The 14,836-nt window shown below is 64.3% G+C and carries 13 protein-coding genes; 6 read left to right on the forward strand and 7 right to left on the reverse strand.

What is annotated here, in order from left to right:
- Positions 1–167 precede the first annotated feature (167 nt).
- From DM872_RS08470 to DM872_RS08485, 4 genes are all read right to left on the reverse strand, one after another.
- Positions 168–1,562, reverse strand: a complete 1,395-nt coding sequence (locus DM872_RS08470) for an efflux transporter outer membrane subunit (protein WP_179059048.1) — start codon at positions 1,560–1,562, stop codon at positions 168–170.
- Entirely contained in the window at positions 1,559–4,747 is a 3,189-nt protein-coding gene (locus tag DM872_RS08475; protein ID WP_179059049.1) for an efflux RND transporter permease subunit, read from the reverse strand. Before DM872_RS08475 ends, DM872_RS08470 begins: the two co-directional genes overlap by 4 nt.
- An 11-nt stretch (positions 4,748–4,758) precedes the next feature.
- On the reverse strand, positions 4,759–6,003 hold the full coding sequence (mexE, locus tag DM872_RS08480; RefSeq protein ID WP_179059050.1) for a multidrug efflux RND transporter periplasmic adaptor subunit MexE: 1,245 nt from the start codon (positions 6,001–6,003) through the stop codon (positions 4,759–4,761).
- Between the two features lie 283 nt (positions 6,004–6,286).
- Positions 6,287–7,204, reverse strand: a complete 918-nt coding sequence (locus DM872_RS08485; RefSeq protein WP_256873329.1) for a LysR substrate-binding domain-containing protein — start codon at positions 7,202–7,204, stop codon at positions 6,287–6,289.
- Between the two features lie 162 nt (positions 7,205–7,366).
- On the opposite strand from DM872_RS08485, the gene DM872_RS08490 reads away from it, so the two are divergent.
- The 4 genes from DM872_RS08490 (at position 7,367) to DM872_RS08505 (ending at position 12,337) form a co-directional block, all read left to right on the forward strand.
- Positions 7,367–8,389: a zinc-dependent alcohol dehydrogenase family protein gene (locus DM872_RS08490; RefSeq protein WP_179059051.1), complete on the forward strand. Its 1,023-nt coding sequence runs from the start codon at positions 7,367–7,369 to the stop codon at positions 8,387–8,389.
- A gap of 198 nt (positions 8,390–8,587) precedes the next feature.
- Positions 8,588–9,517, forward strand: coding sequence for an AraC family transcriptional regulator (locus tag DM872_RS08495; protein ID WP_179059052.1), 930 nt, complete (start codon positions 8,588–8,590; stop codon positions 9,515–9,517).
- 106 nt (positions 9,518–9,623) lie between these two features.
- Positions 9,624–10,082, forward strand: a complete 459-nt coding sequence (locus DM872_RS08500; RefSeq protein ID WP_179059053.1) for a (2Fe-2S)-binding protein — start codon at positions 9,624–9,626, stop codon at positions 10,080–10,082.
- Positions 10,083–10,093: 11 nt separating this feature from the next.
- A complete protein-coding gene (locus DM872_RS08505) occupies positions 10,094–12,337 on the forward strand; it encodes a xanthine dehydrogenase family protein molybdopterin-binding subunit (protein ID WP_179059054.1) in 2,244 nt (747 codons plus the stop codon).
- Between the two features lies 1 nt (position 12,338).
- On the opposite strand, the gene ptrC is transcribed toward DM872_RS08505, so the two are convergent.
- Positions 12,339–12,533 carry a type III secretion system co-regulatory protein PtrC gene (gene ptrC / locus DM872_RS08510; RefSeq protein ID WP_077524380.1) on the reverse strand — a complete coding sequence of 65 codons (195 nt, stop codon included), beginning with the start codon at positions 12,531–12,533 and terminating at the stop codon, positions 12,339–12,341.
- 381 nt (positions 12,534–12,914) lie between these two features.
- Positions 12,915–13,145 carry a DUF2789 domain-containing protein gene (locus DM872_RS08515; RefSeq protein WP_179059055.1) on the reverse strand — a complete coding sequence of 77 codons (231 nt, stop codon included), beginning with the start codon at positions 13,143–13,145 and terminating at the stop codon, positions 12,915–12,917.
- Between the two features lie 187 nt (positions 13,146–13,332).
- Between DM872_RS08515 and DM872_RS08520 the strand changes: the two genes are divergently transcribed.
- The gene (locus DM872_RS08520) at positions 13,333–13,656 is read left to right on the forward strand and encodes a hypothetical protein (RefSeq protein WP_077524376.1); all 324 of its coding nucleotides are present in this window, start codon (positions 13,333–13,335) and stop codon (positions 13,654–13,656) included.
- An 83-nt stretch (positions 13,657–13,739) separates the two neighbouring features.
- Positions 13,740–14,030, forward strand: coding sequence for a hypothetical protein (locus DM872_RS08525; protein WP_179059056.1), 291 nt, complete (start codon positions 13,740–13,742; stop codon positions 14,028–14,030).
- Between the two features lie 211 nt (positions 14,031–14,241).
- Here DM872_RS08525 and DM872_RS08530 read toward each other — a convergent pair whose 3' ends face one another.
- Positions 14,242–14,745 carry a hypothetical protein gene (locus DM872_RS08530; protein ID WP_179059057.1) on the reverse strand — a complete coding sequence of 168 codons (504 nt, stop codon included), beginning with the start codon at positions 14,743–14,745 and terminating at the stop codon, positions 14,242–14,244.
- Positions 14,746–14,836 lie beyond the last annotated feature (91 nt).

Below are 14,836 nucleotides of genomic sequence, written 5' to 3' on the forward strand. Positions count from 1 at the left end.
GGGTTGAGTATCCAGAGCCAGACTCCGAATTCGTTGCCGCCGTCCTTGGCACAGTCAGTGGGCCCCGGTGGACAGCCACGCGGAGCAGGAATAAAAAGCCCGCGGCGAGGAGCTCAGACCCGCGGGTGAAATTGCCGGCCGGGCAGGCCGGACAAGGGAGGAACGGTTTACGCCTGGGGCTGCCAGCCGCCGCCGAGGGCCTTGTAGATGGCGACGATGCCGCGATAGACCTCAACTTCGGCCAGGGCCTGGGCGTCTTCGGCGGCCAGGCGCTCGCGTTCGGCGTCCAGCAATACGAGGAAGTCCACGGTGCCTTCGCGATAACGGGTTGCGGCCTGTTCGGCGGCGGCGCGGGTGGCTTCCGACTGGCGAACCAGGGACACCAGCCGCTCCTGGCGCTTGCCGTAGTCGCTGAAGGCGTTCTCCGACTCTTCCAGGGCCAGCAGCACCTGCTGCTCGTAGCTGGCCAGCGCGCCCTCGGCGTCGGCTTCGGAGGCGCGGATCTGGGCCCGGACGCTGCCGAGGTCGAAGGCCGCCCAGGAAATGGTCGGCGCCACGGCCCAGGCGCGGGCGGCGGAGGAACCGATCTGCGATCCGCGTCCGGCGGTGAAGCCGAGGAAGCCGGAAAGGCTCACGCGGGGGAACAGGTCGGCAGTAGCCACGCCCACACCAGCGGTGGCTGCTGCCAGTTGACGTTCCGCCGAGCGCACGTCCGGACGGCGGCGCAGCAGCTCGGCCGGGTCGCCGATGGGCAATGCCTTGGCGATTACCGGCAGGGGCTTGGGAGAAAGGTCCACGGTCAGTTGCTCCGGGCGTTGGCCGAGCAGGGTGGCGATGCGGTTGCGGGCACGCGCTTCCTCGGCCTGCAGTTGCGGCACGCTGGCTTCGGTGGCCGCCAGGCGACCATCGGCACGCAGCACGTCCAGCTCGCTGCCGACGCCGGCGTCACGCAGTTGCTCGGTCAGGCCACGGGATTCCTTCTGGTTCTCCAGGTTCTCGCGGGCGATGCGTTCGCGCAGTTGGGCGCCACGCAGGTTGCCGTACGCGTCCACCAGTTCTGCGATCAGGCTCACCTGCAGCTGTTGCAAGTCGGCCTGGGCGGCGTCGGTTTCCGCTTCGCTGGCCTCGATCTGCCGCTGGATGCGACCGAACAGGTCCAGTTCCCAGGCCATGTTCAGGCCCAGGTCGTAACGCTCGGCATTGACCCGCTCTTCGGTGACGCCGGGCTGCTGGCCCTTGCCGATCTCGGCGCTGGCGCCGGCAGTGACCACCGGGAACTGGTCGTTGCCGACGTCATCGCGGATGGCACGGGCCGCCTTGAGGCGGGCGAAGGCGATGCGCAGTTCGCGGTTTTCCTTGAGCGACTCCTGGACCAGCTGGTTCAGGGTCGGGTCGTCGAACTGCTGCCACCAGACGCTCTCGAAGCGAGTGCGATCAACCTTCACGTCCTCGGAGGAGGCGAGCCGCGCGGGCTCGCTTTCCGGGGCCTTGTAGTCCGGACCCACGGCACAGGCGGAGAGCGCCAGGGCCAGCAGGGCAGGGGCAAAAGCCTTGTACATCATGCGTGGGCTTCCTTCAGTTTCTCGGCGCGGGCGGCCTTGCGGGCTTCGCCTTTCTCGACGAAGCCGCGGATCAGGACATAGAACACCGGGGTCAGCAGCAGGCCGAAGAAGGTCACGCCGATCATCCCGCTGAACACTGCAACGCCCATGGCATGGCGCATTTCGGCGCCGGCACCGGAGGACAACACCAGGGGCACCACACCCATGATGAAGGCGATGGAGGTCATCAGGATCGGGCGCAGACGCAGGCGGCAGGCTTCCAGGACGGCGGCGACGCGATCCAGGCCTTCTTCCTGTTTCTCCTTGGCGAACTCGACGATGAGGATGGCGTTCTTGCACGCCAGGCCCACCAGTACGATCAGGCCGATCTGGGTGAAGATGTTGTTGTCGCTACCGGCCAGGATCACCCCGGTGATGGCGGAGAACAGCACGGTCGGCACAATCAGGATCACCGCCAGAGGCATGCTCCAGCTTTCGTACTGGGCGGCCAGCACCAGGAAGGCCAGGAGCACGCAGAGCGGGAAGATGAACACCGCGGTATTGCCGGCGAGAATCTGCTGGAAGGTCAGGTCGGTCCACTCGAAGGTCATGCCGTTGGGCAGTTCTTCCTTCAGCAGTTTCTCGATCGCCGCCTCGGCCTGGCCGGAGCTGTAGCCGGGGGCTGCAGCGCCGTTGATCTCGGCAGTGATGAAGCCGTTGTAGTGCATCACGCGATCAGGACCTGCGCTGTTCTCCACCTTGACGAAGGTGGACAGCGGGATCATCTCGCCACGGTTGTTGCGTACCTTCAACTGGCCGATCTGCTCGGGTTCCAGGCGGAATTGCTGCTCTGCCTGGACGTTGACCTGGTAGGTGCGGCCGAAGCGGTTGAAGTCGTTGGCGTACAGCGAGCCCAGGTACACCTGCATGGTGTCGAAGATGTCGCTGATGGCCACGCCGTGGGTCTTGGCCTTCTCGCGGTCGATGGCGGCATCCACCTGCGGCACGTTGACCTGGTAGCTGGTGAACACCGACATGGGGTTCAGCTCCGGCAGTTGGCGCGCCTTGGCGATGATGTTCTGGGTCTGCTTGTACAGCTCCTCGTAGCCCAGGTTGCCACGGTCTTCGACCTGCAGGCGGAAGCCGCCGATGGTGCCGAGACCCTGTACCGGGGGCGGCGGGAAGATCGCGATGTAGGCGTCCTGGATGTCGGCGAACTGCTTGTTCAGCTCGGCGGCAATGGCACCGGCGGACATGGACGGGTCCTTGCGCTCATCGAAGGGCTTGAGCGGGGTGAACACGATGCCGCTGTTCGGGCTGTTGGTGAAACCGTTGATGGACAGGCCCGGGAAGGCCACGGTGTTCTCCACGCCCGGATGCTTGGAGGCGATCTCCGACATGCGCTTGATCACGGCCTCGGTGCGGTCGAGGGTGGCGGCGTCCGGCAGTTGGGCGAATGCCACCAGGTACTGCTTGTCCTGCTGCGGTACGAAGCCGGTCGGGGTGCTGGAGAAGCCCAGGTAGCCGAGCACCAGCAGGCCGCCGTACACCACCAGGGCGATGCTGCTGCCGCGTAGCACACGGCGCACGGTGCCGACATAGCCACCGCCTGCGCGTTCGAACATGCGGTTGAACGGGCCGAACAGCCAGCCGCCGAACAGCTTGTCGAGCACGCGGGAGAAGCGGTCCTTCGGTGCGTGGTGGTCTTTCAGCAGCACGGCAGCCAGAGCCGGCGACAGGGTCAGCGAGTTGAAGGCCGAGATCACCGTGGAGATGGCGATGGTCAGGGCGAACTGTTGGTAGAACTGCCCGGTGAGGCCGGAGATGAAGGCGGTGGGCACGAACACGGCGCACAGCACGAGGGCGGTGGCGATGATCGGGCCGGTCACTTCCTTCATGGCCTGGCGGGTGGCGTCGATGGGGGATTTGCCGAGGCCAATGTTCCGCTCGACGTTCTCCACCACGACGATGGCGTCGTCCACCACGATACCGATGGCCAGCACCAGGCCGAACAGCGACAGGGCGTTCAACGAGAAGCCGAACAGGTGCATCACCGCGAAGGTACCGATCAGCGACACCGGCACGGCGGCCAGCGGGATGATCGAGGCGCGCCAGGTCTGCAGGAACAGGATCACCACCAGTACCACCAGCACGATGGCTTCGAGCAGGGTGTGGACCACCGCCTCGATGGAGCCGCGCACGAAGATGGTCGGGTCATAGACGATTTCGTAGTCCATGCCCTGGGGGAAATTCTGCTTCAGCTCGGCCATGCGTGCCCGGACGGCATCGGAGATTTCGATGGCGTTGGAACCGGGGCGCTGGAATACCGGGATGGCAACAGCCGGCTGGTTGTTCAGCAGCGAGCGCAGGGCGTACTGGCTGGAGCCCAGCTCGACACGGGCGATGTCCTTCAGGCGGGTGATTTCGCCGTCTTCACCGGAGCGGATGATGATGTTCTCGAACTCTTCCTCGGTGACCAGGCGGCCCTGGGTGTTGATCGAGAGCTGGAAGCTGTTGCCGGCGTTGGACGGCGGCGCACCGAGGGCCCCCGCGGCCACCTGGCGGTTCTGTTCGCGGATGGCGTTGACCACGTCGGTGGCGGTGAGGTTGCGCGAGGCCACCTTGTTCGGGTCCAGCCAGACGCGCAGGGAGTAATCGCCCATGCCGAACAGCTGCACGTCGCCTACGCCGTCCAGACGCGCCAGTTCGTCCTTGACGTTCAGCGCGGCGTAGTTGGACAGGTAGAGCATGTCGTAGCGGTTATCGGGCGAGGTCAGGTGCACGACCATGGTCAGGTCGGGCGAGGCCTTGTCCACCGTGATGCCGATCCGGGTGACTTCCTCCGGCAGCTTGGGCTCGGTACGGGTCACGCGGTTCTGCACCTGCACCTGCGCGTTGTCCAGGTCGGTACCCAGGGCGAAGGTGATGGTCAGGGTCAGCTTGCCGTCCGCGGTGGCCTGGGAGGACATGTAGAGCATGCCTTCCACGCCGACGATGGCCTGTTCCAGCGGCGAGGCGACGGTTTCACCGATCACCTTGGGGTTGGCGCCGGGGAACGCGGCGCGTACCACGACCGTCGGCGGAACCACCTCGGGGTATTCGCTGATGGGCAGCTGGAACAGTGAGATGGCGCCGCCGATCAGGATCAGCAGCGACAGCACGGCGGCGAAGATCGGCCGCTGGATGAAGAACTGGGAAAAATTCATGGCGTGCTACCTCAGCCGCGCGGACCGACGGAAGGTTTGGTGGCGTTCTGCTCGGCAACGCGCGGGGCGTCGCGCTCTTCCACTGACTGGCGCAGGCGTGCCAGCTGGTCGAGGGTGGCTTCGTCGGCCATGGGCACGGCTTCCGGTTCCACCGGCGCACCGGGCATGGCGCGCTGCAGGCCGTTGACGACGATCTTCTCGCCCTTGGCCAGGCCGTTGCGGATGATGCGCAGGCCTTCCAGCTTCGGCCCCAGTTCGATGGAGCGGTAATTCACCTTGTTGTCGTCACCGAGCACGAGGACGAACTTCTTGCCCAAGTCAGTGCCGATGGCTTCGTCCTTGATCAGTGCGGCGGGGTAGGTCTCGCTGCCCACCAGCTTGATGCGGGCGTAGAGACCGGGGGTGAATCGGCCGTCCTTGTTGTCGAACACGGCGCGGCCACGGATGGTGCCGGTGCGCGGGTTGACCTGGTTGTCGAGGAAGTCCAGCTGGCCCAGGTGCGGGTTGCCGGTTTCGCTGGACAGGCCCATGTAGACGGGGCTGGCGGCGCGGGTGTCGGAGCCGGTCTTGCGGGCCAGTTCCACGTATTTGAGGAAGGCGCGCTCGTCGGCGTCGAAGTAGGCGTAGACCTTGTCGGTGGAAACCACCGAGGTCAGCAGCGACTGGCTGGCGTTGACCAGGTTGCCTTCGGTGATTTCGGCACGGCTGACGCGGCCATCGATGGGCGCGGTCACGCGGGTGAAGCTGAGGTTGAGCTTGGCGTTGTCGAGCTCGGCCTGGGTGGCGGCGACTGCTGCCTGGGCTTCGACAGCGGCAGTGGTGCGGGCGTCGGCCAGTTCGGCGGAGATGGCGTTGGTCTGGCGCAGACGCTCGCCACGACGGGCTTCGTTGGCGGCACGGTTCTGGTTGGCGCGGGCCTGTTGCAGCTGGGCTTCCAGTCGCTTGACCTCGGCCTCGAAGGGGCGCGGGTCGATCTGGAACAGCAGGTCGCCTTTCTTCACCAGGCTGCCTTCGTCGAATGCCACGCGATCGATGTAGCCGGAAACGCGCGGACGGATCTCGACGGATTCCGGGGCCTCCAGGCGGCCGGTGAACTCGTCCCATTCATTGAGCGGCTGTTCGATCACCTCGGCGACGCTGACCTTGGGCGCGGCGTGCGAAAGCGCGGCGTCCGGTGCCTTGCCACAGGCGACCAGCACCACCGCTGCCGCGAGGGTCAGTGGGTAACGCCAGAGATTCTTGTGAGTTGCTTCCATGGGACAGGTCCGCCAATTGGTTTTATGAATGGGCGGAGTCTGCTTGCTGGGTTTCGACCAGACGAATCGAACACCCTGAAGATGAATATCACTGGAAGTGATTGATCAGGGCGGGGTTATGGATTTGTTGATCAGCGGGAAGGTAGAGGTGGGAACATTGTGGGGGCGAATTCATTCGCTATGCAGTCCGCAGGACTGCCCTGCCTGACCAGAGGGACTGCTGCACGGCCCTTAGCGAATGAATTCGCCCCCACAGGAAAAGCAACAGAAGTGCAGGCGGGGGCTATTCCAGGCTATCCGGATCACCGCAATACATCTGGATGCGCGAACGCAGCCAGCGTTCGGCGGGGTCATTGTCCTGGGCGCCGCGCCAGGCCATGGACAGTTCGAAGGACTGCACCGGCAGGGGCGGGTCTTCGGCACGCAGGCCGCCGGCTGCGGTCAGGGCGGCGGCGGTGTAGTCCGGCACCATGGCCACCAGATCGGTACCGGCGAGCAGGGTGCCCAGGCCGTTGAACTGGGGCACGGCCAGGACCACCTTGCGGGTTTTCCCGAGCTTGGCCAGATCTTCGTCGACGAAGCCACCCAGATCGCCGGCGAAGGACACCAGGGCGTGGGGGCGAGCGCAGTAGTCGTCGAGGCTCAGGGCGCCAGGCACCGAGTCGGCGCGCAGGACCTTGGACTTGGAGCGACGCAGGGTCTTGCGCTTGGCGTTCGCCGGCAACTCATCGGTGTAGGCGACGCCCACCGATATTTCGCCGGATGCCAGCAGGTTGGGCATCAAGAGGTAGTTGGTCCGGCGCACCACCAGCACCACGCCGGGTGCTTCGGCGCGCAGACGGCGCAGCAGGGCGGGGAGCAGGCCGAATTCCACGTCGTCAGACAGGCCAATGCGGAAAACCGCGGTGCTGGTGGCTGGATCGAAGTCGGCGGCGCGGCTGACAGCAGTGGAAATGGAGTCCAGGGCCGGGGAGAGCAGGGCGAAGATTTCCATGGCCCTGGCCGACGGTTCCATGCTGCGGCCGGTGCGGACGAACAGCGGGTCGTCGAACAGGGTCCGCAGACGGGCCAGCGCCGCACTGATGGCCGGTTGCCCGAGGAAGAGCTTTTCGGCCGCACGCGTTACGCTGCGCTCATGCATGAGCGTCTCGAACACTATAAGAAGGTTGAGGTCAACTCTTCGCAGGTCGTTCCGGTTCATGGAATCATCCGTAATTAATGTGTGAAAGGTGCAATTCCACACGACCCGTCGTCAAGGCTCACATCATCGCCGTTTATGACAACTATCAATGGTCGCGGGTGGTTTTGTGGCTAAAGCCCGGATAGAGTCCGTGGCTATGAAGAGTCACAGGCGAGGTATGTGATGTCCCGCATGATCCGTTTTCACCAGTTCGGGGGCCCTGAGGTCCTGACACTGGACGAGCTGCCCACTCCCGTTCCGGGTCCGGGCGAAGTTCTGGTACGCACCCAGGCTCTGGGCGTGGGCTGGAGGGACGTGCTCTGGCGGCAGAACCTGGCTGCCGAGCAGGCTGCCCAGCTACCTTCCGGCCTTGGTTCGGAGATGGCCGGCATCGTGGAAGCCGTGGGCGAAGGCGTTGACGACCTGACCCTCGGTACGCCGGTTGCCAGCTTCCCGGCCAGCACGCCGAGCCATCATCCGGCCTGGGGCGATCTGGTGCTGATGCCGCGCAACGGCCTGGTGGCCTATCCCGACGCGTTGACGCCGGAGGAGGCCAGCATCCATTACACGCCGCTGCTGATGGCCTATTTCGCCCTGGTCGACCTGGGCGGCCTGAAGCCGGGCCAGCATGTCCTGGTCACCGAAGCCGGTCATTGCCTGGCTCCGCAGACGGTGCAACTGGCCAAAGCCCTCGGTGCCAAGGTGATCGCGTCCACCAGTTATCCGGAAAGCCGCGCCTTCATCAAAGCGTTGGGTGCCGACAAGATCATCGTCACCGAAGAGCAGGACCTGGTCCTTGAGGTCGAGCGCTTCACCCAGGGCAAGGGCGTCGAAGTGGTCCTGGACCAGTGCGCCGGCCAGCAGATGAAGCTCCTGGGCGACGTCGCCGCACAGCGCGGCAAGCTGGTCGTTTATGGCTGCAACGGCGGCAACGACACCGCGTTCCCGGCTTGCGCCGCGTTCAAGAAGCATCTGCAGTTCTATCGTCATTGCGTGCTCGACTTCACCGGTTCACCGGAGCTGGGTATCGAGACCAATGAGGCGTCGGTCAAGCGGGCGCTGGACCATATCAACCAGATGACCCGTGATCATCTGCTGAAGCCGCCGATTGATCGCGTATTCGCGTTCGAGGACTACGTCGAGGCCAACCGTCACATGGAAACCTGCCCGGCAGGTGGGCGTGTGGTGATGAAGGTTGCCGACTGAGGAAGGCGGGGCGGGCCCTTGGGTCCGCCCCGAATCTGTCTTGTTGTGGAATGTTGGGCAGTGTGCCGCGCGAGGCGGCCGGGTCGATAGCCGATTTCTGCTGGATTATTGCCTGATTCTCCTGAACCGCTTCCAGGTGCGAGACTACCCATGCCTGTCATGGGTAGAGTTGACCCATCTTCTTCGAGGGTCGAAACCATGAATGCACATGCATTCCTTGCCGCGCAGGAATCGAATACGGCTGCGCGCCAGCAGAAGGAGCTGGTGCAGTTCATTGAACGATTCGCCAGCCAGGATGGCGCCTATGAAACGGACGTTCCCGGCCTGCTGGTGTATCGCACCTCCCTCCCCAGCGAACCACTGCACTGTCTCTACGAGCCCGCCCTGGGCCTGGTGGTGCAAGGGCGCAAGAAGGTGCTGCTGGGCGAGGAAACCTATTTCTACGGGCCGTCTCAGTTCCTCATCGTATCGGTCGACGTGCCGGTGATTGGCCAGGTGCTGGAAGCCAGCCCGGAAGTGCCTTTCCTCAGCCTGCGCCTTTCCCTGGACCCCAAGGAAATCAGTGCGTTGCTGATGGAGCTGGATATTCCTGCCCCGGAGCCGCGCCCATGTCCGCGCTGCCTGGCGGTCAACGGTCTGACGGCATCCCTGCAGGATGCGGTGCTGCGCCTGTTGCGCCTGCTGGATGCCCCTGAAGACATCCCCGTGCTGCTTCCGCTGATTCGCCGGGAAATCCTCTACCGCCTGTTGCGCGGCGAGCTGGGCGGCCAGTTGCGTCAGATCGCCAGCAGCGGCACCCAGGGGCATCGTATTGGCCGGGCAGTGAACTGGCTGCGGCAGAATTTCCACCAGCCGTTGCAGATTGAGCGGCTGGCCAATGAAGTGAACATGAGTACCTCGGCCCTGCATCACCACTTCAAGGCGATGACGGCCATGAGCCCGCTGCAGTTCCAGAAGCAGCTGCGCCTGCAGGAGGCTCGCCGGCTGATGCTGGTGGAAGCCCTGGACGCCGCCAGCGCCGGCGGCCGGGTGGGGTACGAGAGCCCATCGCAGTTCAGTCGTGAGTACAGCCGGCTGTTCGGTGCGCCGCCGCTGCGCGATATCGCACGCTTGCGCCAGTCGGCGTGAATCCGCCCCGATCGGGGCGCCTGAACCATCATTGCCTTGTTCCCGAATGCCGGTTCGGCCTTGCCTGCCGGTTCCCTGAACCATCCATCCAGAGGTGGTACGCCTGATGATTACCCTGAACCTTAACGGCAAGGACGTTGAGCTCGACGTGCCTGCGGATATGCCGCTGTTGTGGGCGCTGCGCGATGTCGCCAACCTCACTGGTACCAAGTACGGATGCGGCATGGCCCTGTGCGGTGCCTGCACCGTGCACATCGACGGCCAGGCGACACGTTCCTGCATCACCCCGGTCTCGCTGGTGGTGGGCAAGAAGGTCACCACGGTCGAAGCGGTGGCCGAAGACCCGGTGGGCAAAGCCGTGCAGACCGCCTGGCGCAACCTCGACGTGGTGCAGTGCGGCTACTGCCAGTCGGGACAGATCATGTCTGCCACCGCCCTGCTGCGCAGCAATCCCAAGCCTAGCGACGCCGATATCGATGCAGCGATGAGCGGCAACATCTGCCGCTGCGCCACCTATGTGCGCATTCGCGCCGCCATCCATGAAGCGGCCGGCACCCTGGCCTGAGGAGAGTCGACATGGGCACGTTCGAAACCGAAACCCGAGCCGCCAGCGGCATCCTCAATGTCAGCCGACGCACCTTCCTCAAGGGCAGCGGCGGCCTTGCGCTGGGCATCGCCTTCGCGCCCTTGCTGAAAGGCGGAGAAGCCCTGGCTGCAACCGCCGAACCCTTCATGCCCAATGCTTTCGTGCGAATTGCCGGGGATGGCACTGTGACCATCCTCGCCAAACACGTCGAGATGGGGCAGGGCAGCTACACCGGGCTGGCCACCTTGCTGGCCGAGGAGCTGGATGCCGACTGGAGCCAGGTGCGGGTCGAAGGCGCGCCGGCCAACGCCGCGCTCTACAACAACCTGGCCTTTGGGCCCATGCAGGGAACGGGCGGCAGTTCGGCCATCGCCAATTCCTTTGAGCAGATGCGCAAGGCGGGTGCCAGCGCGCGCGCCATGCTGGTGTCGGCTGCCGCTGAGCAATGGAAGGTCCCGGCGGCGGAAATCACCGTGAGCAAGGGCGTGGTCAGCCATGCGGCTTCCGGCAAGAAGGCCGGCTTCGGCGAACTGGCTGATGCGGCGGCGCGCCAGAGCGTGCCGGCGGAGGTGACGCTCAAGTCGCCGCAGGACTTCACCCTGATCGGCAAGGAGCGGCTGTCGCGCAAGGACAGCGCCGACAAGACCGACGGCAGCGCCACCTTCACCCAGGACTTCAAGTTGCCCGGCATGCTGGTCGCGGTCGTCGCCTATCCGCCGCGCTTTGGCGGGGTGCTGAAGTCGCTGGATGCGAGCAAGGCCAAGGCCGTACCCGGTGTGGTGGACGTGGTGGAGTTCAAGGACACGCCCCACGGCCGATCCGGCGTCGCGGTGCTGGCGAAGAACACCTGGTCGGCACGCCAGGGCCGTGATGCGCTCATCGTGGAGTGGGACGAAAGCAAGGCATTCAAGCTGGGCAGCGAGGAGATCTTCAACCGCTACCGCGAGGCGGCTGGCAAGGAAGGCCGCGTGGCCGGCAAGCAGGGCGACATCGTCGCAGCCTTGGCGCAACCGGCCAGATTGATTGAGGCCGACTATGAGTTTCCCTACCTGGCCCATGCCGCCATGGAGCCGATGAACTGCCTGGTGAAGATTTCCGCTGGCCAGTGCGAAGTCTGGAACGGCGAGCAGTTCCAGACGGTGGATCAGTTGGCCATCGCCAAGTACCTGGGTATCCCGGTGGAGAATGTCAGCCTCACCCAGCTCTACGCCGGCGGCAGTTTCGGGCGTCGCGCCAATCCGCAGTCCGACTACCTGCTGGAAGCCGTTGCCATCGCCAAGGCCGCTCGGGCCAAGGGCCAGGACGTGCCGGTGAAGCTGGTCTGGACCCGTGAGGATGACATGCATGCGGGCTTCTTCCGCCCGGCCTACTTGCACCGTGCGCGCCTGGCACTGGACGAGGAGGGCAAGTTGCAGGGATGGCACCAGCGGGTGGTGGGGCAATCCATCCTCAAGGGCACGGCGTTCGAAGGTGCCCTGGTGAAGGAGGGCATCGACCATACGTCGGTGGAGGGTGCTGCCAATCTCTCCTACGAAATACCCAACCTCCAGGTGGAGCTGCATACGCCGGATGACATTGGTGTGCCAGTGCAGTGGTGGCGCTCGGTGGGGCACACCCATACCGCCTATGCGGTGGAAACCCTGATTGATCAGGCGGCCACGACCGCTGGCAAGGACCCTTATGCGTACCGCCACGGGTTGCTCGGCAAGAAGCCACGCCATCTCGGCGCGCTGGAGTTGGTGGCGCAGAAGGCGGGATGGGGCCAGCCGCTGAAGCCGGGAGCGGAAGGCGAAAAGCGCGGGCGGGGAATCGCCGTGCACGAGTCTTTCGGCTCCTTTGTCGCCCAGGTCGCGGAAGTGACGGTGAAGGCCGATGGCAGCTACAAGGTGGATCGGGTGGTCTGCGCGGTGGATTGCGGCGTGGCGGTGAACCCGGATGTGATCCGGGCGCAGATGGAGGGTGGCATCGGCTACGGCCTGGCAGCTGCACTGCATGGCGCCATCACCTTGAAGGACGGCGTGGTGGAGCAGTCCAACTTCCACGACTTCCAGGTGCTGCGGATCAACGAAATGCCGGTGGTGGAGGTGCACATCGTGCCGTCGGCACAGGCGCCCACTGGGGTCGGTGAGCCGGGGGTGCCGCCGATTGCGCCGGCCGTAGCCAATGCGCTGTACGCGGCGGTGGGGCAGAGGATCTACAAGCTGCCGTTGCCCAAGCAGGTGCAGCAGGCCTGATTCAGGCTGCCTGGGCGGCGCAGATCAGCTCGCGCAGGGCCTTGCGCTCGGCCACCGGAGTGGGGGCCTTGCGCACGGCAAGAGTGCCGTCGTCCAGGCCTACTACCACTTCAGTTTCGAAGTGCAGGCTGAGTTCATCGAGGGTCACGTGGGTGACCTGATACAGGCTGTCGCTGATTCGCGGGTCGGCGGACATGATGTGGGTCTCGTTCCGGTTGGCCGCAAGGCCGATGGAGAGATAGTGCCGCCGTGCCGTCCAGTGCGGAATTGAATGGACGTGATGGTGAATATCATTTCTGTCGATGGCTTGACCGTGTTTCGGGCGCCTGGTTTGCCTTCTGTAGGAGTGAGCTTGCTCGCGAATAGTCTGTTCCGGTCCTTCGCGAGCAAGCTCACTCCTACAAAGGCGTAGCGCGCATTCGCAGGGCTGCCTAGCCCTGCCAATGGATGAGGTCAAGGTAGACGAGTGGTCCGCCGAGGTGGACATCAACGAAGTGGTACTGCGTCCCGCGGTCCAGGATCTCTGATCCCGACCCGCAAAAGAGGCGGCCCAGGTGGCCGCATTTTTTCCTCTCGTCTATTTGCTCAGGAGTACCGCCAGTTCGTCGGCTTCCTCAGTCCAGTCGGAGTCTTCCCGCAGGGCGTCGCGCAGGAAGGCCGACTGGGCTGCATTCCAGAATGGCGCGTCAGGCAAGGCCTGGCCCACTGCCAGGCGATGCCCGGTGACGAAGCGGTCTATTTCGGGCCTTGCGGAGGGCAGGCCGAGTTGATCGAAGAGGGCGGTGAGGGAGTGATGGCTGGTGTCCATGTGCGGGTCTCCGGTGGCGGCGTTCGACGGAAAAAGACTTCCATCGACTATAGACCCTGTGCCGGCCGTGGCCGCCGGATAGCAGCATGTCGGCTACGGCCGGCGCGGGCTTGCACTGGTAGCAGGGTTGGCTAGCCTCACACAAAATGTTTCAAAATAACCTTGGGCCACCTGAACAGGGGGCGAAATGGGCGTCCATAGCGAGCAGAAACATCCTTTCCGTGATCCAGCGGAGGCCATGCTGTTGGTTGCCCCTGTCTGGTCGCCCGTCCTGTTCATCTTCCTCGCCCAGTTTCTCCATGAGTTCTTCCAGATCCACTGGCTGTTCAATTCGAGCCTGAGCACCTTCGGCATGTTCCTGGTGCCGGCCATTTCCGCCCTTCCGCTGATCCACGATTCACCCCGTCGGCTGTCCATCAAGCTGTTGCTTGCGGGCGGCTATTATCTGGTCGGGCTGGCGGCGACTTTCTTGATGTCCTGGGGAATGTTGCTCTATACCGGCTATACGTGATCCGGCTGCGGAACCCGGCGCGGGGCCATGGATCAAAGGTCCCGGGTCCGCATGAGGCGGATCGACCCAACACGGAGCTCTCCATGTCCCCATTGAAGAAACTTGCGCTCGTCGGCCTCGTGGCCCTGCCACTGGCTGGTTGCATGAAAGAAGAGCCCATCGACCAGGCGGTGCTGTGCACCTACAGCACCGATGCCGAGGCCAAGTTGTGCAAACCGGGTCAGATGTCCTGGTTCAAGGCGGGCAAGGCCGTCAACCAGTCCCTGCCGCTGAGCGTGGCGGCGGCGTATTGCGACTTCAATTACCAGGTGATGTACAACGAGGCGGGGGTGATCTGCGTGTTCACCGACAAGCGACTTAGCCTGGTGAAGTAACGGGGACAAGCGTCGGAGGCGGTGATACTCACCCGTAGGATGGGTTGAGCTTGCGAAACCCATCACCCATTGCCGAACGACACCTTGGGGGTCGTCTCATCCGGTGAAGTTTTTCCAAACCCCAAAAAGACTGAAGGCGCCACAGGTGGCGCCTTCTGCCTTTCGAGGATTTGCATACATCGTGATTGCCTGCCTCTGAACTGCTCCGGGATCAGCTGATGCGGTTGGTGCCAGTGCGGTCGGCACCGCCTTCGGCTACACGCAGGGATTGCGAACGCTCGGAACCGTTTTCAGCGACGTCGAAAGCCTTGGTGCGGTCGGAGCCTCCTTCGGCTACGCGCAGGGACTGCGAACGCTCGGAACCGTTTTCAGCGACGTCGAAGGCCTTGGTGCGGTCGGAGCCTCCTTCGGCTACGCGCAGGGACTGCGAACGCTCGGAACCGTTTTCAGCCACGTCGAAGGCCTTGGTGCGGTCGGAGCCTCCTTCGGCTACGCGCAGGGACTGCGAACGCTCGGAACCGTTTTCAGCCACGTCGAAGGCCTTGGTGCGGTCGGAACCACCTTCAGCAACCCGCAGGGATTGCGAACGCTCGGCACCACTCTCAGCGACGCGGTGGACGTTGGTGCGATCAGCGCCACCCTCGGCAACCGAAAGGGCGAAAGCAGAGGCGGACAGGCTGGCGAAGAACAGGCTGGCGAGGATTTGCTTTTTCATTTTGGGCACCTGGGTTTTGGGGGTGGTGTTTGTCTGTGGGGCCCATGTTACTGATGTGATTTCGATGAAGAAGTGATCCTGGGTAATGGTT

Source organism: Pseudomonas taiwanensis, from assembly GCF_013393345.1.
In the GTDB taxonomy this organism is placed as follows: domain Bacteria; phylum Pseudomonadota; class Gammaproteobacteria; order Pseudomonadales; family Pseudomonadaceae; genus Metapseudomonas; species Metapseudomonas resinovorans_C.

Coding starts and splice junctions, on each gene's coding strand:
- DM872_RS08470 (WP_179059048.1), bottom strand. CDS start 1,562: ATGATGTACAAGGCTTTTGCCCCTGCCCTGCTGGCCCTGGCGCTCTCC.
- DM872_RS08475 (WP_179059049.1), bottom strand. CDS start 4,747: ATGAATTTTTCCCAGTTCTTCATCCAGCGGCCGATCTTCGCCGCCGTG.
- mexE (WP_179059050.1), bottom strand. CDS start 6,003: ATGGAAGCAACTCACAAGAATCTCTGGCGTTACCCACTGACCCTCGCG.
- DM872_RS08485 (WP_256873329.1), bottom strand. CDS start 7,204: ATGAACCGGAACGACCTGCGAAGAGTTGACCTCAACCTTCTTATAGTG.
- DM872_RS08490 (WP_179059051.1), top strand. CDS start 7,367: ATGTCCCGCATGATCCGTTTTCACCAGTTCGGGGGCCCTGAGGTCCTG.
- DM872_RS08495 (WP_179059052.1), top strand. CDS start 8,588: ATGAATGCACATGCATTCCTTGCCGCGCAGGAATCGAATACGGCTGCG.
- DM872_RS08500 (WP_179059053.1), top strand. CDS start 9,624: ATGATTACCCTGAACCTTAACGGCAAGGACGTTGAGCTCGACGTGCCT.
- DM872_RS08505 (WP_179059054.1), top strand. CDS start 10,094: ATGGGCACGTTCGAAACCGAAACCCGAGCCGCCAGCGGCATCCTCAAT.
- ptrC (WP_077524380.1), bottom strand. CDS start 12,533: ATGTCCGCCGACCCGCGAATCAGCGACAGCCTGTATCAGGTCACCCAC.
- DM872_RS08515 (WP_179059055.1), bottom strand. CDS start 13,145: ATGGACACCAGCCATCACTCCCTCACCGCCCTCTTCGATCAACTCGGC.
- DM872_RS08520 (WP_077524376.1), top strand. CDS start 13,333: ATGGGCGTCCATAGCGAGCAGAAACATCCTTTCCGTGATCCAGCGGAG.
- DM872_RS08525 (WP_179059056.1), top strand. CDS start 13,740: ATGTCCCCATTGAAGAAACTTGCGCTCGTCGGCCTCGTGGCCCTGCCA.
- DM872_RS08530 (WP_179059057.1), bottom strand. CDS start 14,745: ATGAAAAAGCAAATCCTCGCCAGCCTGTTCTTCGCCAGCCTGTCCGCC.